Annotated in this window: 17 protein-coding genes; 15 read left to right on the top strand and 2 right to left on the bottom strand. The window is 35.9% G+C overall.

The annotated features are described in order from the left end of the window. The first annotated feature begins 130 nt into the window (after positions 1–130). From QNH69_RS01695 to ugpC (QNH69_RS01680), 4 genes are all read left to right on the top strand, one after another. Positions 131–1492: a sugar ABC transporter substrate-binding protein gene (locus QNH69_RS01695; protein ID WP_282928895.1), complete on the top strand. Its 1362-nt coding sequence runs from the start codon at positions 131–133 to the stop codon at positions 1490–1492. 464 nt (positions 1493–1956) lie between these two features. After that, on the top strand, positions 1957–3972 hold the full coding sequence (locus QNH69_RS01690) for an ABC transporter permease subunit (protein WP_282928894.1): 2016 nt from the start codon (positions 1957–1959) through the stop codon (positions 3970–3972). Between the two features lies 1 nt (position 3973). Continuing rightward, positions 3974–4873, top strand: coding sequence for a sugar ABC transporter permease (locus tag QNH69_RS01685; protein WP_282928893.1), 900 nt, complete (start codon positions 3974–3976; stop codon positions 4871–4873). Between the two features lie 9 nt (positions 4874–4882). Continuing rightward, entirely contained in the window at positions 4883–5968 is a 1086-nt protein-coding gene (gene ugpC / locus QNH69_RS01680) for a sn-glycerol-3-phosphate ABC transporter ATP-binding protein UgpC (protein WP_282928892.1), read from the top strand. 109 nt (positions 5969–6077) lie between these two features. Here ugpC (QNH69_RS01680) and QNH69_RS01675 read toward each other — a convergent pair whose 3' ends face one another. Then, positions 6078–6539, bottom strand: a complete 462-nt coding sequence (locus tag QNH69_RS01675; RefSeq protein WP_282928891.1) for a methylated-DNA--[protein]-cysteine S-methyltransferase — start codon at positions 6537–6539, stop codon at positions 6078–6080. A gap of 74 nt (positions 6540–6613) precedes the next feature. Here QNH69_RS01675 and QNH69_RS01670 point away from each other — a divergent pair, with 74 nt between their 5' ends. The 4 genes from QNH69_RS01670 to QNH69_RS01655 all read left to right on the top strand — a co-directional run bounded on the left by QNH69_RS01670 (position 6614) and on the right by QNH69_RS01655 (position 11860). Further along, on the top strand, positions 6614–7906 hold the full coding sequence (locus QNH69_RS01670) for a glutamate-cysteine ligase family protein (RefSeq protein WP_282928890.1): 1293 nt from the start codon (positions 6614–6616) through the stop codon (positions 7904–7906). Continuing rightward, on the top strand, positions 7893–9257 hold the full coding sequence (gene radA / locus QNH69_RS01665) for a DNA repair protein RadA (protein ID WP_282928889.1): 1365 nt from the start codon (positions 7893–7895) through the stop codon (positions 9255–9257). Before QNH69_RS01670 ends, radA begins: the two co-directional genes overlap by 14 nt. 248 nt (positions 9258–9505) lie before the next feature. After that, positions 9506–9916 carry an FMN-binding protein gene (locus QNH69_RS01660; protein WP_282928888.1) on the top strand — a complete coding sequence of 137 codons (411 nt, stop codon included), beginning with the start codon at positions 9506–9508 and terminating at the stop codon, positions 9914–9916. 93 nt (positions 9917–10009) lie between these two features. Beyond that, positions 10010–11860 carry a flavocytochrome c gene (locus QNH69_RS01655; protein ID WP_282928887.1) on the top strand — a complete coding sequence of 617 codons (1851 nt, stop codon included), beginning with the start codon at positions 10010–10012 and terminating at the stop codon, positions 11858–11860. A 78-nt stretch (positions 11861–11938) separates the two neighbouring features. Here QNH69_RS01655 and QNH69_RS01650 read toward each other — a convergent pair whose 3' ends face one another. After that, positions 11939–12442, bottom strand: coding sequence for a hypothetical protein (locus QNH69_RS01650; protein ID WP_282928886.1), 504 nt, complete (start codon positions 12440–12442; stop codon positions 11939–11941). 177 nt (positions 12443–12619) lie between these two features. On the opposite strand from QNH69_RS01650, the gene QNH69_RS01645 reads away from it, so the two are divergent. From QNH69_RS01645 to QNH69_RS01615, 7 genes are all read left to right on the top strand, one after another. Further along, the gene (locus tag QNH69_RS01645; RefSeq protein ID WP_282928885.1) at positions 12620–13435 is read left to right on the top strand and encodes a hypothetical protein; all 816 of its coding nucleotides are present in this window, start codon (positions 12620–12622) and stop codon (positions 13433–13435) included. Beyond that, a complete protein-coding gene (locus QNH69_RS01640; RefSeq protein WP_282928884.1) occupies positions 13422–13817 on the top strand; it encodes an HIRAN domain-containing protein in 396 nt (131 codons plus the stop codon). The genes QNH69_RS01645 and QNH69_RS01640 overlap by 14 nt, the downstream gene beginning before the upstream one ends. Positions 13818–13884: 67 nt before the next feature. Beyond that, the gene (locus tag QNH69_RS01635; protein WP_282928883.1) at positions 13885–14745 is read left to right on the top strand and encodes a serine hydrolase; all 861 of its coding nucleotides are present in this window, start codon (positions 13885–13887) and stop codon (positions 14743–14745) included. Positions 14746–14754: 9 nt separating this feature from the next. Continuing rightward, on the top strand, positions 14755–15702 hold the full coding sequence (locus QNH69_RS01630; protein ID WP_282928882.1) for a type I phosphomannose isomerase catalytic subunit: 948 nt from the start codon (positions 14755–14757) through the stop codon (positions 15700–15702). 219 nt (positions 15703–15921) lie between these two features. Continuing rightward, positions 15922–17043 carry a sn-glycerol-3-phosphate ABC transporter ATP-binding protein UgpC gene (ugpC, locus tag QNH69_RS01625; protein WP_282928881.1) on the top strand — a complete coding sequence of 374 codons (1122 nt, stop codon included), beginning with the start codon at positions 15922–15924 and terminating at the stop codon, positions 17041–17043. Next, entirely contained in the window at positions 17043–17684 is a 642-nt protein-coding gene (locus QNH69_RS01620) for a hypothetical protein (protein ID WP_282928880.1), read from the top strand. The genes ugpC (QNH69_RS01625) and QNH69_RS01620 overlap by 1 nt, the downstream gene beginning before the upstream one ends. A 10-nt stretch (positions 17685–17694) precedes the next feature. After that, positions 17695–18708, top strand: coding sequence for an ABC transporter permease subunit (locus tag QNH69_RS01615; protein ID WP_282928879.1), 1014 nt, complete (start codon positions 17695–17697; stop codon positions 18706–18708).

Here is an 18708-nt window from a genome sequence, read left to right as displayed (position 1 = left end):
TAGGAAAACCGTCTAAATGACGGTTTTTAAATGAAAATTTATTAACAAAACTAAAATATGATATTGACTATTTTCCCAATATTATTTATAATATCAGTACAATAACGTTTTCATTTTAAGGAGGAATTGTATGAAAAATGCTATTAAAGGCTTTATGGCACTAAGCCTTGCCTTTGTTTTGACAGCTTGCGGTGGCGGCAAAAAAGCTGACGCACCAGCTGATAGTAAAGAAGCAGGAGAAAATACAGAAGTAACAGAAACAGCAGAAGTTAATGAAGATATTGCTGGCAAACTTTCTGTACAAGTAGAAGAAGCTTGGCTTCCACACTATGAAAAAGCAGCTGAAAGAGTTAAGGAAAGATATCCAAATGCAGAGATAGAATTTAAGACAATTGGTGCTTTTGACCACCTTGACATCATAGATTCTACAGATGCTACAAACGAAGATGTTGCTGATCTTTTTGCTATACCAGCTGATAGACTTTATGGTCTTGTAGGCAATGATATCCTAGCAGCAGTTGATTCTCAAAAACTACAAGAAGAAATCGGTGGATGGGATAACTTTGATGAAGGTATTGGCGGAAACTTCAATATCGATGGAGAATACTTTGCATTCCCATACAATATCGAATCTCTAATCACCTATGTAAACACAGCAAACGCTGAAGAAAAAGGAATTAATCCAGACGATCCAATAGAAATCAACGATGTGGCTGACGAATCAACAGTTCTATTCCCACTATTTGACGCTTGGTATGGTGTAGCTGCAACAAACTCATCAAATATCGAACTTCTTGGCAAGGGTGAAGATGGTGCATTATTTACAGATATGACCAAAGACTTCTCAGAACTTGAAGAAGAAAAACAAGCAACATTCAAGGGCCTATATGAATATTGGAAAAAACACAGTGAAGCTAACACACCACTATTTGACCCAGATGCTGGTTGGGCATACATCGACGAAACATTTACAACTGGCAACGGTGGCGTTGTTCGTATAGGTGGTCCATGGGATGCAGCTACAATTAGCGAACAAGCTGGCGAAGGCAACCTAAAAATCAGCCCAATAGGTCACATTACCCTAGCAGGCAAACCACTTGCTCACTGGCAAGGTGGATGGGGACTATCAATGAATGCTCGTATCGAAGGCGACGAAGCAAAAACAGCTATAGCTGAAGAAATGATCAAACAAATAGTTAACCCAGAATATGCAGTAGACCTATTCAAAGCTACAGGCAAGATCCTAGAAAATGTTGAAGCAAAAACATATGAAGATAGCGACCTTCCAGATTCAGACAAAGAGATAATCTCAGCTACAATCGAATCTTACAACAACTCACCAGCAAGACCTCTATTTAGAGAATGGGGAGATGTTTGGGACACATACAAAAACGCTGTTCTTTCATGGAACTCAACAAAACCTGCAAACGAAGAAGAAGCTTACAACCAACTAAAATCATCATTTGAATCAATGATGGCAAACTTCAATTAAAGATAGGAAAAAGGGGCCAAGCAATTGGCCTTTTTCTTACATTTATGAAAGCAAGAAGAAAAAAGGAAGATGAAATCTTCTTAAAGAAAATTATGGCAGTATCGCTGGCAATAATAGTAATAGCGTCACTTGAGGCGCTTTTTTATGCCAAGGATATCAATTTTTATGAAGACTTTAGCAAAGTCTACAAAGACTTATCCTATAGCCAGTATATAAATTTAATATTATTTAATATGATACTTGCTATAATAAATCCAATGATAATATCCCTATACACATTTTTTACTATCGACAAGATTCGCATAAATCAGATATATAAGATATTTTTTTGTTTTTCGACATTTATATCACTTATGCACACATTATTTCAATTTAGGTTAAACTCTATAACTTATTATTTAGTCATTATCTTAAATATAATTTTATTTATAGTGATAGTAAAAAAAGAAAGGACCGACTAGCTTATGGCATACCAAAAAGAATTGGCTGATGAACGTGGCAACCTTTATCCAAGGAAAAACCAGTATATCATAGATAAAATTGCTGGCAAAAATCCCGATAAAAACTCCCACCCATACATCAAAAAACTTAGCCAATATGAACAAAAAGAAAAAGAGCTCTTAGATTTAGCTAGCAAAGAAGCAGATGAGTGGGCGAAAACTCATCAAACCGACAAGAAATTTGCAGATCTTAATAAGAAACATCACATAGCAAACAAGATGGTTGCTTTTTATGAAGAAAACAAGGACCTATCATATGAAGCAGAGCTAAAATACAAGGAAGCAAATTTATATATCAAAGAAATTCCAGAGATTATAAAACACGATTTGGCCCTAAAAAACCAGCTAGAAGCTAAAAGTACAAGGCTAAAAGACTTAAGTGATGATGAGGTAAAAAAGGCCCAAGCTCAAGTTGAAAAAGAAAAAGGCCTTCTTAAGGAAAAATACGACAAAGATTTGGCTAATCTCAAAGAATCCTTTGACAAGGGGCTCATCTCAAAGAAAGCTTATAAAAGCGAAAAAGAAAAATACAAAAAACGCTTTGAGGACTCTTCTCTGGCAGCTGAATTTATAAACCCAAAAAAATCTTTAGAAGAAGAAATCAAAGCAATAAATTATAAGATAAAACAAGACTTCAAGGACTCAATGAAAATCCTTGATTCGGACATAGCAGAAGTAAGACGTAGGACTCCTGTCGAAACAGAAAAGACATCAGCGTGGAGGTCTATAGTAGGTCTTCCTATACCTGGTCTTGGACAATTATTAAATGGCCAGTGGCAAAAAGCCCTCCTATTTTTCCTAGGGACCTTGTTCATTTACCTAATAGCTATCCCATATGCTCTAGGTTATGGCAACTACCAAGGCGAGGGTATATCTGGTCTTATTAGCCTTGCCCAAGGCGGACGTAGGCTTGATAGGTCCATACTATTTATGATTGAAGGTATTTTGGCTGTTGTCTTTGTCCTAATTTCAATTTTCATCTATGTATCTGCCTTTAAAGATGCTAGAAAAACTGAAAAGGCTGAAATGCTAGGCATCAGACCAAACAACTGGTTTGAAACACGCAAATTTATGCGCACTGATGGATTCCCATACATTATCACAATCCTACCTTTGCTAGTAATAATCTTTATAGTAATGGTACCAATTATAACTGCGGTTTTGATTTCATTTACAAATATGGATCCACAAAACCAAAACAAGTTCCAATGGATAGGTGTCCACAACTACGTAACTATAGCTCGTGGAGAGGGTATAGCCGGCCAGGCCTTCTGGTCTATATTTGGTTGGACAGTGATTTGGACCTTGGCAGCATCAACCCTTGCCATAGTTCTAGGCTTTGTATTTGCCCTTCTTGTAAATAACGAGAGAGTACGCGCTAAGAAATTCTTTAGGACAGTTTACCTATTGCCATGGGCAATACCAGCCTTTATCACCATCATGTTCTTCTCAATAATGACAAGCCGTGGCGGAATTTTGGCAGATTTCTTCTCAAATATCCTAGGAAGAAGTTTGGATATCAAAAATAACACTATCCAAACTAGACTAGCCCTCATACTAATCCAAGGTTGGTTGGGACATTCCTATATTTTCCTACTAACAACAGGAGTACTCCAGGCTATTCCAAAGGACCTATACGAAGCAGCGAGCATAGATGGGGCAAATGGTTTGAAACAAACATTTAAGATCACTATTCCACTAGTGCTTTTCCAAATTGCACCAATGCTTATCAACCAATACACATTTAACTTTAACAACTTCTCCATAATCTACCTCTACAACCAAGGTGGACCATTTAACCCAGAAATTTATGGAAACTTGGCGGGAAGTTCTGATATCCTAATATCATATATTTATAAGTTAACCATGGAAAGTCAGTACCAAGCTATAGGAGCTGCAATTACAGTATTTATATCAATAATACTAATAATCATAAGCTACCTAGGCTACAGAAGGTCATCTGCCTTCAAGGAGTATTAATATGTTTAAGAGAAAGAATAATAAAGAAAATAACCTATACTTATCAGATCTCCAACCCCTATCAACTGGAGGAAAGATCGCTCTTGGCTTAGTCTATATACTTCTTTTGGTGTGGGCAGCAGTAATCTTGATACCACTACTAATCATGGTCATTAGTTCCTTTAACAACAACCAAGGCCAATATATTTCCATGAGCGGCCAATTTGTCTTTGGCTTTGACAATTTTAAGTATTTGTTTGAAGAAACTCACTTTGTAAGATGGGTCCTAAACACATTAAAGATTGCCGCAATAACTACGATATTGACTCTGATTTTCGTGTCATTTACAGGCTTTGCCTACTCACGTTTCAGATTTAAGGGAAAAAAAGCAAGCCTTATAACAATCATGCTAGTGCAAATCATCCCAGCCTTTGCTGGAATCACAGCCTACTATGCAATTCACTCCATAGTATCTGGGATAATACCAGTATTCTCCCGTTCGGCCATGCTTATATTAATCTATTCTGGTGGAGCTATAGCAACCAACACCTTTATCCTAAAAGGTTACCTAGATAGCATATCCCCAGAACTTGACGAGGCAGCAAGAATTGACGGCTGTAGCAACTTCCAAGTTTATAAGCTTATAATAATGCCCCTAGCCCGTCCGATGCTAGCAATCATAGCACTCCAATGTTTCATAGGACCATTTTTGGACTATATGATGCCAAAAATCCTCTTGACAAATCCTATGGACTACACATTGGCAACAGGCTTATTTACACTAATCAACGATATGAGAAATATGAACCAACCAGCCTTCGCAGCAGGTGGTTTCCTTTCAGCAGTTCCAGTAATGTTGTTATTCCTTATGCTACAAGATGAGCTAGTATCAGGACTATCATCAGGTGCAGTTAAGGGATAGGAGAAGAAAATGAGAGTAAAATTAGAAAATATTGGTAAAAAATACGAGGGTCGAGAAAACTGGACCCTTAGAAACATAGACCTTGACATAGATGACAAGGACTTTTGTGTAATCCTTGGTCCATCAGGATGTGGTAAATCAACCCTTATCCGAATGATAGCAGGGCTAAACTCAATAACAGAAGGTACACTTTATTTTGACGATAAGATAATGAATAAAGTAGAACCAAAAGACAGGGACATAGCCATGGTATTCCAATCATATGCCCTATATCCACATATGACAGTATATGATAATATGGCTTTTTCCCTAAATATGAAAAACGAAAGCAAAGAAATCATAGACAAACGTGTAAAAAACGCTGCCCATGTCTTGCAACTTGAAGACTACCTCTACAACAGGCCATCAGACATATCCGGTGGTCAAAGACAAAGGGTAGCCCTAGGCCGAGCCATAGTGAGAAACCCAGCAGTATTCCTGATGGACGAACCACTATCAAACCTAGATGCGAAACTTCGTGAGTCCATGCGTGTGGAAATAGTAAGACTCCATAACCAACTAGACACCACAAGTATATATGTAACCCACGACCAAACAGAAGCTATGACAATGGCGACAAAGATAGTCCTCCTAGATAAGGGAGTCATCCAACAAGTAGGAGCGCCAACAGAATTCTACGAAAGACCAGAAAATCTCTTTGTAGCAGGCTTTATCGGCTCTCCAACCATGAATATCATAGAAGGAAAGATAGAAAATGCCAACTTTGTAAGCGATAAGGGAGAAGTGGTAATAAAACCTGCTGAAAAAGACCTAGCCGCAATAAAGAACTACGAAGGCAAAAAAGTCTACCTAGGCATCAGATCAGAAAGATTCATAGCAGAAAAAAGAGACTATAACCTTGCAACAATCAAGGTAGATGTCATAGAAATGCTAGGCAAGGAACAACTAATCTACGGCAAAACAAGCGCTGGCCAAAACCTAGTAATAAGCCAACCAGGCTACTTCGAATACAACATAGGCGAAACTCACAACTTCACCCTAGACCCAGAAGCCCTACACTTCTTTGACGGTGAGACTACAAAGAGAATAAACTAGAAAAGAAAAATATCCATTCTTGTGAGTGGATATTTTTATATTATCATCAAAAAATTATATTAAAAAAACAAGTAGCAGCTTGTAATGTCTTTAGTTAATAAAAAAACATTTAGTAAGACTTTTCTAAGTCCAACAATTTTTCCTTGACATCAAGACCATAGGCGAAGCCTCCCATTTTGCCATCGGACCTGATTACCCTGTGGCAGGGGATTATAATGAAAAATGGATTTTTGCCTATGGCAGTTCCTACTGCTCGTAGGGCTTTGGGATTATTGATTTTCTGGGCGATTTCTTTGTAGGTTCTAGTTTCTCCATAGGGGATATTTATTAGCTCTTGCCAGACGCTTTTTTGAAAATCGGTGCCTGTGATTTCAAGATCGCCATATATATCGAATTCTTTAATTTCTCTTTTAAGATACATATCAATTTGATAAAAAATCTTATCGCTTAGATTTGACCTCTCATTGTTAAATCCTATCTTATCTACTAATTCTATTGATTCGACTTTTTCTTGGTAGGATATCTTTATTATCCCAAGTTTTGTTTTATAATAGGCGTATTTTTTGTCCATTGTTTATTTGCCATCCTTAAATATTTCTTTTTTATCGTATAGTATACATATATTATATAGTAAGTGAGGTAGTTATGAACTACGAAGATAAAATTAAAAAATTAGCTGAATATATTCGTTCAGGTGAAAAAAATGAAGATGAGTTCAAAGTGGGATTTGAGATTGAACACTTTGTTGTTGATAAAGGAAGTTTGGAAAGTACTTCTTATGACGCTAATATAGCCTCTATAATGGAAGAGATGGTAGCAATGGGCTATGAGGGCATATATGAAAATGGTCACATCATGGGCTTAAGTGGCGATGGCCTTAGCATTTCTATAGAACCTGCTAGCCAATTTGAAGTGGCTTTTGATTCTAGCAAATCAATTGATGACCTATTTGATAATTATAGGAAAATTATGGCGGAAATTGTTCCTCTTTTTGAAGAAAGGGGACTTTTATTGGCGGAAGTTGGCTATCATCCAAAGTCAAAGATTGATGAAATTCCAATTATTCCTAAAAAACGCTATGACTATATGTACAAGTATTTTGCAGACTACGGTGGATCTATGGCCCACAATATGATGAAGGGGTCAACAAGCTTGCAAATTGCCATAGACTATGAAAATGAAGCGGATTTCAGAAAGAAATACTTTGTGGCAAATGCACTTTCTGTATTTTTATACAGTGTTTTTGACAATTCCTATATTTTTGAGGGGGAAGTTTACCATAAAAGAAATCTCCGCCAAACAATCTGGGAAAATTGCGACAAGGATAGGACAGGGATATATCCTTTCTCCTTTGATAAGGACCTATCTTATGAGACCTATGCAAAGAAAATATTGGAAACTCCTAGCATCTTTATAAATAGGGATGGAGCTGATATCTATACAGGAACGACGCCTTTTTCTGAAATTTTTGATGATGATATGTCAGATAAGATGATCTACCATGCCCTATCAATTGTATTTCCAGATGTTAGGGCAAAAAAATACCTAGAAATTCGTATGCCTGACAATGTCCCATATCCATATAATTTTGCAGGACTTGCCCTTGTCAAAAACATTTTCTATGACAAGGATATTCTATCTTACCTTTACCAAGAATTTGCTGATATGGACTATGACACGGCCCAAAGCTTAAAGGAAATGGCCACAAAAGAAGGGATAAATACCACTTATAAGGACAAAAAAATCTATGAGTGGGTCCTAGATATTATAGGAGAAATCAAAGAAGACAGAAAATTTATAGAACCATTAAAAGAGCTTATGGAAAAACAAATGACTCCAAGAGATATATACGAAAATCTATACAAGGAAGATCCACAAAAGGCAATCTACGAATTTTCTGTAAATAGTTTCATCAAGGGTAATTATGGCGAAAATTAAGAAAGCCTACGAGTGCTCCAACTGTGGTCATACAGAGGCCCACTGGGCTGGCCAATGCCCATCTTGTGGCAAGTGGGGGACTTTGACTGAAGTCACGGTCAGGGAAAATAAGGAAAGCTCAGCAAGCCTTATAGATGATAAAACTTCCAAAAAGTTAAAGGCTATCAAGGTTGATTCCAATTCTAGAATCAAGTCTGATTTTGAAGAATTTGACAGGGCTGTGGGCGGTGGCCTTGTCCCAGATAGTGTTTCAATACTTACAGCTCGTCCAGGAGCTGGTAAGTCGACCCTCTTGCTCCAACTTTCCAAGTCCTATGCCGACAGGGGGTTGAAGGTTCTCTATGTTTCTGGCGAGGAATCCGAGAGTCAAATCAAATCACGTGCTGATAGGATTATGGAACATTTGCCAGAAAATGTCTGGGTACTTTCGACCAATTCTATGGATAGTGCCCTAAACGAAATTAAGAAAATTGATGCAGATATAATTTTCCTAGACTCTATCCAAACCTTTACCTTGGCTGAATTTGACAACAAGGCAGGCAGTCCTACCCAAACTATAGAAGTAGCAAATAAGGCTGTAGAAATCGCTAAAGACGAGGAGAAAAAAAGAGCTGTCATAATGATAGGACACATGACCAAGGCTGGAGAAATGGCAGGACTTCGTACCCTAGAGCACTTGGTTGATACAGTCTTAGTTCTAGATGGAGAAAGCGATGAAGACCTAAGGGTTCTCACATCGACTAAAAATAGATTTGGTAGAACGGGAGAGATTGGTCTATTTTCAATGACAGAAGATGGACTAGTAGAAATAACAAATCCAAGCGAGTACTTCATAACCCAAAGAGAAAATGAAATCGAAGGGTCAGCTATATCTGTCACTAAGGAAGGTTCTAGACTTCTAGAAGTAGAAATAGAATCCTTAGTTTCCAAGTCATTTTTGCCATATCCCCAAAGGATAGGAGATTCCCTAAGAAAGGATGACCTTAATACGCTGATTTCCATACTCCAAGAGCGCGCAGGGCTAAATCTCTTTGATTACAACGTCATAATAAAGACAACAGGTGGATTAAAGCTCTCTGAGCCATCAGTAAATCTTGCCATAATGATTTCTATTGCATCTTCTCTGCTAAAAAAACCAGTTGACGACAAGACGGTCTTCATAGCTGAAGTAGGTCTTACTGGAGAGCTTAAAAAAGTTCCCCAAATCAAACAAAGAGTAAGAGAGCTTGAAAGACTTGGCTACAAGAAATGCTATGTAGCAAGAAACTCCCTTGATTCTAAAGACTTTGCTGGTATAAAGGTATTGCAAATGGCAAATATAAAGGATGTAATAGGAGACTTATTTTATTAATGGATAAAATCTGTGGATTTTAGCAATCCTTATTTTAGTGATATTCTTTTATGACTTCCTATCCAATAAAACTTGAATATAAGATTGATCGAAAAAACTATCAACTAGTTAAAAATTGTAACAATTATAAGGCTAAAGACTTGAAAAGCTTGCAAATAATTAACTTGGTAGTATAATCACCGTGATATTAACTTAATAGTTAAAGCAAAAATAAATACATTTTAAATGTATACATATAGGAGAGGAAAATGAAAAATTTAAACAAGTTTGCCCTAGTAGCAGCTATGGCATTCACATTTGCAGCTTGTGGAAACAATGCAAATGAAGCAAAACCTGCTGATGAAGCAGACAAGACAGAAGAAACAACTGAAGAAACAGTTCCAGCAGAAGAAGCAGCACCAAAAGTAGGTGAAGCAACAGCTGCAGGTTACGGTGGAGACATCAAAGTAACAGTTCACTTTGGTGAAGATGGAAAAATCGAATCAATCGATACAGACCACACAGAATCAGAAGGCGTTGGTGCAGATGCTATTCCAGAACTAGAAAAAGCAGTTGTTGAAGCTAACGGTACAGAAGGCGTTGACAACGTATCTGGAGCTACAGTAACATCTGAAGCATTCAAAGCAGCAGTTGACGAAGCAATCGCAAACGCAAAATAATTAGTAAAAGATTAGCTATCTTTGACCTTTAAGCCAAAGGTAGCTGTTTTTTTAATATTATTTGTTATAGGATTATCAATATAAGGAGGATAAATGAACAAATTTAAAAGTTTAGCTATGGCCTTGGCCCTAACTTTAAGCTTGGCATCTTGTGGCAATCAAACACAAACTGAAACAAAAAACGATAGCCAAGTAAGCGAAGAGACACAAAGCGAAGCTTCAAAAGAAAATACTGAAGAAACATCAGAAGATAAAACAGAAACAGCTGATTATTCAGACATACAAGGTACATATAATGGCAAGGCTACTGGCTATGGATCAGACATAGAGGTGGCTGTTGATATTGAAAATGGAGTAATAACTGACATAAAAACTACAGAAAACGAAACAAAGGCAGTAGGATCCCAAGCTCTTGAAAAGATGAGGGAAAGAGTAATCACCTATAATAGCATAGACGTAGATAGGGTATCTGGAGCAACTATTTCCTCAGCGGCATTTTTATCAGCCATAGACGAAGCTTTGCAAACGGCAGGAATTGATGCTGATAAACTTGCCAAAGAAGATCTTGAAGATGAGAAAAAAGATTCTTATGACACAAGCGTTGTAGTAGTAGGAGCTGGTGGTGCTGGACTTTCTACAGCAATTGAGCTTGCTCAAAAGGGTGTAGATGTTATGGTTGTTGAAAAAGCAGGCATCACAGGTGGTAACACTGCCTATGCATCAGCAGGTATGAATGCCGCAGAAACCCGCCTACAAAAAGAAGAAAATGTGCCAGATACAGTAGATCTTTTCGTAAAAGATACTATGGAAGGTGGCAAAAACTTAAATAACCCTGACCTAGTAAATATATTGGCAAGCGAATCTTCTGATGCCATTGACTGGCTTGAAGAAAACGGAGTTATCTTCAAACAATTGAAATTTACAGGTGGACAAAGTGAGATGAGAACCCATGCTCCACTAAATGACGAGGGCAAATCTATACCAGTTGGTTCATATTTGGTAGACAAATTGACCCAAAAAGCCAATGAACTTGGTATAGAGATAGTATATGATGCCAAGGTAAATGAAGTCATCATGGAAGATGGCAAGGCAAAGGGAGTAAAAGCAGAAACAAAAGATGGTTCTATCACAGTAAATGCCGATGCGGTAGTAATAGCAAGTGGTGGTTTTGGTGGCAACATGGATTTGATCACCCACTACAATCCTGATCTAGAAGGCTATGTATCAACCAATGCCAAATCAATAGAAGGTGATGCTATAGGATTTTTGGAAGAAATAGGTGCAAATTTCATTGATATGGACCAAATCCAAATCCACCCAACAGTTTACCAAAAAAACGGCTCACTAATCTCTGAGGGCTTACGTGGAGAAGGAGCAATCCTTGTAAATAGCAAGGGAGAAAGATTCTACAACGAACTAGAAACAAGAGATAATGTATCAGCTGCTATCCTAGACCAAGATGGCAAAAACGCATGGCTAATAGTTGACCAAGGCATGTATGACCAATCAGCAACTATACAAAAATACGCAGAAAAAGGCTACTTGGAAGAAGCAAGTGACATGAAAGCCTTGGCTGAACTAATAGGTTGTGATGAAGAAACTATAGCAAAAACTATAGAAGGCTGGAATGAAATTGTAAAAAATAACCAAGACCCAGATTTCGGTCGTGAGGGCATGGATACAGTAACAAGTGACCTATCCAAGGCTCCATATTACGCAGTACAAATCGCACCAGGCATCCACCACACCATGGGCGGGGTTGAAGTAAATACAAAATCTGAAGTAATAGACAAAGATGGCAACCCAATCCCAGGCCTATATGCAGCAGGTGAAGTCACAGGAGGAGTTCACGGAGCAAATAGACTTGGTGGCAACGCAATCACAGATATAGTAGTATTTGGTAGAAATGCTGCAAAAAATGCTAGTGAATATATAGGAAAATAAAAGTAAAAAACAAAGCAAGTCTTACATGATTTTGAGACTTGCTTTTTTTGACTTAATTTTTATAGACTAATATCGTATTTAGGATTTTATTTTAGATCGGTTTATCTGTATTTCGTAGTTTATTAAAATAATTAAAGCTAGTGATAGTAGTGCATAAATAATATTTGAAATAAAATCTTCATTTTTCTTAGGAGTCAGAGATATAATAGCTTTATCTTTATATCTATCAATCTTTAATAGATTGTGATATTTAGAGTTGCTTGCCAAGGTATTTATTTCATCTTCATTAGAAATGAATTTATCATCTAAATGGTATAGATTAAATATTGACGATTTACTATAAATAAATACATATTCTTTATTATCATTTAATCTATAGGCATACACAACACTGTAATTAGCTTCTTTTTTGTCGTCTAAAGTATACTTGTTAATATTTTCTGATTTTAGTATTTGGGAGTTTTTGGCTTCTAAATCATCATATTTAATCGTAAATATTTTATTCCCATTTAAGGTGAATAAAAAGATAAGTAGGATTATAAAAAAATATAAAATCGTCTTTTTATTTGAATTTGTATGCATAATTATTTGCTAGTTTCCTTAATAATTGCTTTTGTTATAATTGCAAAAATAGATTGTTTGTAATTACTACTATAGATGAAAAAAATATACTTTAGCCTAATGTCACTGTCAATATAGATAAAATTGCCTATTTTTAAAATTTGGGTAATCTTATATTAATAAGTAAAGGAGGGATCTATGGCTAGTATAATTAAATTTCCAAATTCATTAGAAAATAGAAATGAAGTAAAAAGGCTTAGGGAAGAGTTAGAAAGGCTAATACTTGAAGAAGATAACTTGATATATATAGAATGTGAAAATATCAGAGCTAAATATATCAGAGAGTTTGGATCAAAAGAATATAAAATTCTAAAATTATCTCTAAGCTATCAGAAACTTCGCCGAAAAATAGAAGTCCTTCAGGCAAAGCTTAACAGGAAAGAGACTATTAGTAGAGAATTTCTTAACCGCCTTGATAGGGATATAGAAAAAGAATTTCAAAAATATATAGAAGAATTAAATGTCAAGCTAGAAGAAATTAATTGGGCAGCAGATAGGTTTAGCAATGATAAAATCACTGGTCAAGAATTCATATATTTTAAGAAAAAGTACAAAGAACTAGTGAAAAAGCTCCACCCAGACCTAAATCCATCCATAGATCCTAAGCTACTTGAAATTTTCTACAAAGTTGTGGATGCTTATAAAAATGGCTGGAGTGAGATAATAGACCTTTACTACGAGCTAATAGTCCTTGCAGATGATTACAATGCAGAGGATGATAGGCTAAACTATAAATCCGAGATAGGACGCCTTAAGGAAAAAATTGAAAAAATAAAGACTTCTATTGCAGATATCAAAAATTCATACCCATATAATTATAAGGACTTGCTAGATAGTCCGCAAGAGACCCAAAATCATAAGAAAGAACTTGATGATTTGATAGAAAGCTACAAAACATCCAATAAGTATTTAGAAGATAGATTAAAGGAAATTATTGAAAATGTCAAAGATTGAAAAAGTAGATAAGGGGAAGGTCGTAGACGGACTTCATGGAGGTGGCGGCTTAGTAATTCCAAAGCCTTTTAATAGGCAAATATTTCTTTTTGAAACCCACATAGCAGGTACTAGTCATATTGAAAATATGGATGAACTTGCCGAAAAAATAGAAATTGGGACTAGAGTTTCTTTTTATAGGGAAGCGTCTAATGAATATGATCCAAGAGCCATCAAGGTAGAAGTAGATGATGGATCTAAGATTGGCTACATACCAAAGGCTGATAATCCAGTGTTTGCAAGACTCATGGATGCGGGCAAGCTTTTGTATGGCAAGGTTAAAGAAAAGGAAAAAAAGGGAAGCTGGTATAATATAAAAATTTATATATATCTTGACGACTAGTAATACTTTAAAAAAATTTTTGATACTGTATACTTTTATTAACGATAATATTAATAGAAGGTATAAAATGAAAAAGAAATCCATAGCCATACTAGCCTTGCCACTAGTGATAATTGCCTTATTTATAATACTTAGGAATAATAGCAGGGAAGTTCATACCTACAATTCCAAGGCTATATATGTATACAATTTGACTGATGATAGGGAAGTTTTGGCAGAAAATGAAAATGAGAAGCTTCCTATGGCTTCTCTTACAAAAATGATGACTGTTTTGCTGGGTCTAGAAAAAATAAACGACCTAAATGCCATAGCACCAGTAGATACAGAAACTTACCAAAAGCTAGTAGCAGAAAATGCATCAATGGCAGGTTTTTATGGAGCAGAACAAACTACTTATAGGGACCTACTCTACGGAGCCATGCTCCCATCAGGAGGCGAGGCAGCCAATTCCATAGCCATAAATATTTCTGGATCAATAATAAGCTTTGTAGAGTTAATGAATGACAAGGCAAAGGAACTGGAATTAGCAAACACCCACTTTCAAAATCCAGATGGGATGGATGAGCTGGGACATTATTCATCAGCCAAGGATATGGCCATGCTATTAAAATATGCCCTCCAAAACGAAGACTACAGGGCGATTTTTACAAGAAAAGATTATAACTCTTCTTCAACAGCAGATCACCCTTATGGGGTATATATGCAAAGTACGGTATTTGAAAAACTTGACCAATACCAAGAAGAAGGCTTTGAAATAATCGGTGGCAAATCTGGTACGACAGATAAAGCTGGCCAATGTTGGGCAACTCTTAGCGTCAAAAATGGCAAAGAATACATCATTGTAGTTATGGGTTCCCCATATGAAGATATAGATAATCCAGAAGATGGACAGATAAAAGATACTCTGGATATACTCGAAAGATTATAAGGAGAAAAAATGCAAAAAGTATTAATGTTAGAAGGAAAGTTTGTAGATAAGATTTGGGGTGGAGAACGCCTAAAAGAAGAATTTGCCTATGATATAGAATCAGATAGCGTTGGAGAATACTGGGCCGTATCAGCCATGGAAGAATTCCCATCACTAATCATAAATGGAGAATTAGCTGGAGAAGATCTCATAGAAGTATATAAGAACAATAGAGAACTTTTTGGCAATCCTAAGGAGGAAACTTTCCCACTTTTGGTAAAAATTATCGACGCCAAAGAAGATTTATCCATTCAAGTTCACCCTGATGATCAGATGGGTAAAAGACTTGAAAACTCTCTTGGAAAAACCGAATGCTGGTATATATTAAATGACAATGAATCTTCCATAATATATGGACTAAATGCTAAGGACAAAGACGAAGCAGTAAAGCTTATTAATGAAAGAAAATGGAAGGACGTTTTAAAGGAAGTTCCAGCAAAAAATGGAGACTTTTTCTTTGTACCAGCAGGAACAGTTCACGCTATCAAAAAGGGATGTCTAATACTAGAAATCCAACAATCAAGTGACATAACTTATAGACTCTACGACTACGATAGAAAAGATAAGGATGGCAATTTAAGAGACCTTCACATAGAAAAATCTATAGAAGCTATCAAGCTTAATGATATTGACAACAAAACTGAAACAAGTGTGGATGGCGACCTAAGACTTACAAAACTTACCGATAATGAATTTTTCCAAGTGAGAAAATATGAAATAAAGGGCAATAAAAGCCTTAACCGCGACAGCGATTATCTCATAGAAGCAGTAATCGATGGAGCAGGCGAATTAAATGTCGATGGGGAAAAATACCAAATCAAAAAGGGAGACTTTTTCATATTGACAAACTTAGTTTCAACATATGAATTTGCTGGAGATTTGACTATTGTCGAATCAAATGTAGTTAACAATAAATAAACTCTTATTAAGGCTCTTAATAGGAGTTTATTTTTTAGTAATAATGAAAATGTTTACATATTTGGCGGATTTTTATATAAATTTTGTGAAAATTTTTATCTAAATATATGAAAACGTTGCTATATTTCCCAATATGTATTAAAATTAGAGTGTTAGAAGAGGATAGAAATATTTAATATACTTTTAAAAGATTTCATATAAATTGTTAAGGAGGGAAAATTGGCAACATTAAATTTAAAAAATGTAGATAAAATCTATCCAAATGGTGTCCAAGCTGTTTTTGATTTTAATCTAGATATTGCCGATAGAGAATTTATAGTATTCGTTGGGCCGTCAGGTTGCGGTAAGTCCACAACACTTCGTATGATTGCTGGCCTTGAAGAAATATCTGATGGGGAACTATACATAGATGGCAAGCTAATGAATGATGTTAGCCCAAAAGATAGAAACATAGCCATGGTATTTCAAAACTATGCCTTATATCCTCACATGAGTGTTTATGAAAATATGGCTTTTGGCCTAAAACTCCAAAAAAAGGATAAAAAAGACATAGATGAAAAGGTAAAAAGAGCAGCAAAGATGCTCCAACTAGAAGAATACCTAGATAGAAAACCAGCAGCCCTATCTGGTGGTCAAAGACAGAGGGTTGCCCTAGGACGTGCTATAGTTCGTGAAGCAGAAATATTCTTGATGGACGAACCACTAAGTAACCTAGATGCCAAACTTCGTGGACAAATGAGAACTGAAATTGCCCGTATCCACGACCAATTGGACACTACAACTATCTATGTAACTCACGACCAAACAGAAGCCATGTCCATGGCTAGTCGTATCGTAGTTATGAAAGATGGTTATATCCAACAAGTAGGAACACCAGAAGAAATTTACGATCATCCATCAAATGTATTTGTTGCAAACTTTATCGGTGCTCCACCAATGAACTTCTTTAGTGGAAAGCTTGAAGATGGTCAATTGAGACTTGGTAGAAACACCATAGAAATGTCTGAACACACCAAAGATATTCTAAAGACTTACGAGAATTCTGACCATGAATTAATTATAGGCATCAGACCAGAAGCATTTTCTTTAAATAATCTTGACAATCCAGATAACTATATCGAAGCGAAAGTTATCAACATAGAAATGCTTGGAGATGAAACAATCATCTACGCAGAAGATAAGGAAAGCAGCATATCTATTGAAGAAGAAGGCGACAATAAAGTAGCTATCAAAGTCCAAGGCAAATGCAAGGGCATTGAAACTGGCGATATGATAAAGCTATTTGTAAACTTTGATGATATTCACTTATTTGATAGCAAAACACAGATGAGAATAAATTAATGGAGTCATTTACTAGGGGGCTATATAGAATAGGCGAAGTCATAATCTATGCGATGGTTAGCTTTTTTTATAGCGAACTGATACTTTTGCCAATCTTTGCTATAGATCTTTTGGTAGAAGGTTCGATAAGCTCATATATTATGATTTTCATACCTTTAGTTGGACTTTTAGGCTTTGCCCTAGAAAGACAAGCAATATCTTTTACAGCAGCATTTGTAAATGATAAGAAAGTCTACCCACCTTATTTCAAGGAAGTATTTAACAAGGACTGGCTTTCAAAATACGGACTTTACACCCTATTATTTGCCCTTTACTACTATGGAAATGGATCTTTGAGTATTATTGGACAGACTAGTGCGGTTTTTGGGATTTTGAGAATTATTCTTTTGTATTTTTATAGGGGGATAATTTTTTATACCATATTACAAACATCTCACCGCGAATATGTTGGGATAATCACTAGTGTGAAAAATTCACTGATACTAAGCTACAAATATTTTATTTTTACTATTCTGATTTTTGTAGTTTGGGAAGTATTTGAGAATCTATACATAGTAAATAGTGTTTGGATGCTTATATTTATAATAATATTTGCTGCCCTAATCAATACAGTTAATGAATATGCCATAAAGAAGATTTAAGGAGGAAGATATGGAAAAAGAACCAGTTAATAATCAAATGGAAAATGTAGCCATATCCAACCAACCTGGCATTGAGAATAAGAAAAAGGCTAAGAAAAAACCTTTTAAAGAAAGATTTAAGACAAATCTACCCTTATTAGTTTTTTCCTTGCCAGCTTTTATTTGGTTTGTAATTTTTGCTTACCTGCCAATGTTTGGACTTATTATTCCATTTAAGAGATATAAAATCTTCTCAAAGAACTTTTTCTACAATCTCTACATGAGTGAATGGTCAGGTTTAGATAACTTTAAGTTCTTTTTTAGAAGTAATGATGCTTGGATAATTATTAGAAATACTATTGGCTATAACTTTATTTTTATTGTTGTAAATATAGTTCTTGCAATGTTTACAGCCATAGCCTTACATGAAATTTTTAGCAAGAAATTAGCGAAGTTTTATCAAACTTCAATGTTTTTACCACACTTTCTAAGCTGGGTTGTTATAAGTTATGCAGTATTTGCATTCCTATCACCAGATAAGGGTCTTTTAAACAAACTGATTACATCTCTTGGCGGAAATGGTGTGAACTGGTATACAAATACTAAATTTTGGCCAGTATTTTTAGTTTTGATCAACTCATGGAAGGGTCTAGGATATAACACTGTAGTTTATCTATCGGCCTTATCCGGTATAGATAAGACCTATTACGAAGCTGCGGCCATGGATGGGGCTACTAAGTGGCAGATGACAAAATCAATCACCATACCACTACTAAGGCCTGTTGTAACAATCATATTTATCACATCCTTGGCAAATATATTTAGAGCAGACTTTGGTCTATTCTTCCAAGTGCCAAGAAACTCAGGTCCTTTGTACAATGTAACAAACGTTATTGACACATATGTATTTAGAGCCTTACTTGAATCAGGGGATATTGGACTATCATCAGCAGTTTCATTGTTGCAATCTGTTGTAGGTACTATCTTGATCTTATTCTCAAATAAGATTGTAAAAAGATACGACCCACAAAGGTCCTTATTCTAG

This window comes from Anaerococcus sp. Marseille-Q7828 (assembly GCF_949769285.1).
Classification (GTDB): Bacteria; Bacillota; Clostridia; order Tissierellales; family Peptoniphilaceae; genus Anaerococcus.
The sequence above is the reverse complement of the archived record's forward strand: the minus strand, read 5'-3'. Positions and strand labels throughout refer to the sequence as shown.

What these genes read in the sequence shown, in the direction of transcription:
- QNH69_RS01695 (WP_282928895.1), top strand. Translation starts at nt 131, where the DNA reads ATGAAAAATGCTATTAAAGGCTTTATGGCACTAAGCCTTGCCTTTGTT.
- QNH69_RS01690 (WP_282928894.1), top strand. Translation starts at nt 1,957, where the DNA reads ATGGCATACCAAAAAGAATTGGCTGATGAACGTGGCAACCTTTATCCA.
- QNH69_RS01685 (WP_282928893.1), top strand. Translation starts at nt 3,974, where the DNA reads ATGTTTAAGAGAAAGAATAATAAAGAAAATAACCTATACTTATCAGAT.
- ugpC (WP_282928892.1), top strand. Translation starts at nt 4,883, where the DNA reads ATGAGAGTAAAATTAGAAAATATTGGTAAAAAATACGAGGGTCGAGAA.
- QNH69_RS01675 (WP_282928891.1), bottom strand. Translation starts at nt 6,539, where the DNA reads ATGGACAAAAAATACGCCTATTATAAAACAAAACTTGGGATAATAAAG.
- QNH69_RS01670 (WP_282928890.1), top strand. Translation starts at nt 6,614, where the DNA reads ATGAACTACGAAGATAAAATTAAAAAATTAGCTGAATATATTCGTTCA.
- radA (WP_282928889.1), top strand. Translation starts at nt 7,893, where the DNA reads ATGGCGAAAATTAAGAAAGCCTACGAGTGCTCCAACTGTGGTCATACA.
- QNH69_RS01660 (WP_282928888.1), top strand. Translation starts at nt 9,506, where the DNA reads ATGAAAAATTTAAACAAGTTTGCCCTAGTAGCAGCTATGGCATTCACA.
- QNH69_RS01655 (WP_282928887.1), top strand. Translation starts at nt 10,010, where the DNA reads ATGAACAAATTTAAAAGTTTAGCTATGGCCTTGGCCCTAACTTTAAGC.
- QNH69_RS01650 (WP_282928886.1), bottom strand. Translation starts at nt 12,442, where the DNA reads ATGCATACAAATTCAAATAAAAAGACGATTTTATATTTTTTTATAATC.
- QNH69_RS01645 (WP_282928885.1), top strand. Translation starts at nt 12,620, where the DNA reads ATGGCTAGTATAATTAAATTTCCAAATTCATTAGAAAATAGAAATGAA.
- QNH69_RS01640 (WP_282928884.1), top strand. Translation starts at nt 13,422, where the DNA reads ATGTCAAAGATTGAAAAAGTAGATAAGGGGAAGGTCGTAGACGGACTT.
- QNH69_RS01635 (WP_282928883.1), top strand. Translation starts at nt 13,885, where the DNA reads ATGAAAAAGAAATCCATAGCCATACTAGCCTTGCCACTAGTGATAATT.
- QNH69_RS01630 (WP_282928882.1), top strand. Translation starts at nt 14,755, where the DNA reads ATGCAAAAAGTATTAATGTTAGAAGGAAAGTTTGTAGATAAGATTTGG.
- QNH69_RS01620 (WP_282928880.1), top strand. Translation starts at nt 17,043, where the DNA reads ATGGAGTCATTTACTAGGGGGCTATATAGAATAGGCGAAGTCATAATC.
- QNH69_RS01615 (WP_282928879.1), top strand. Translation starts at nt 17,695, where the DNA reads ATGGAAAAAGAACCAGTTAATAATCAAATGGAAAATGTAGCCATATCC.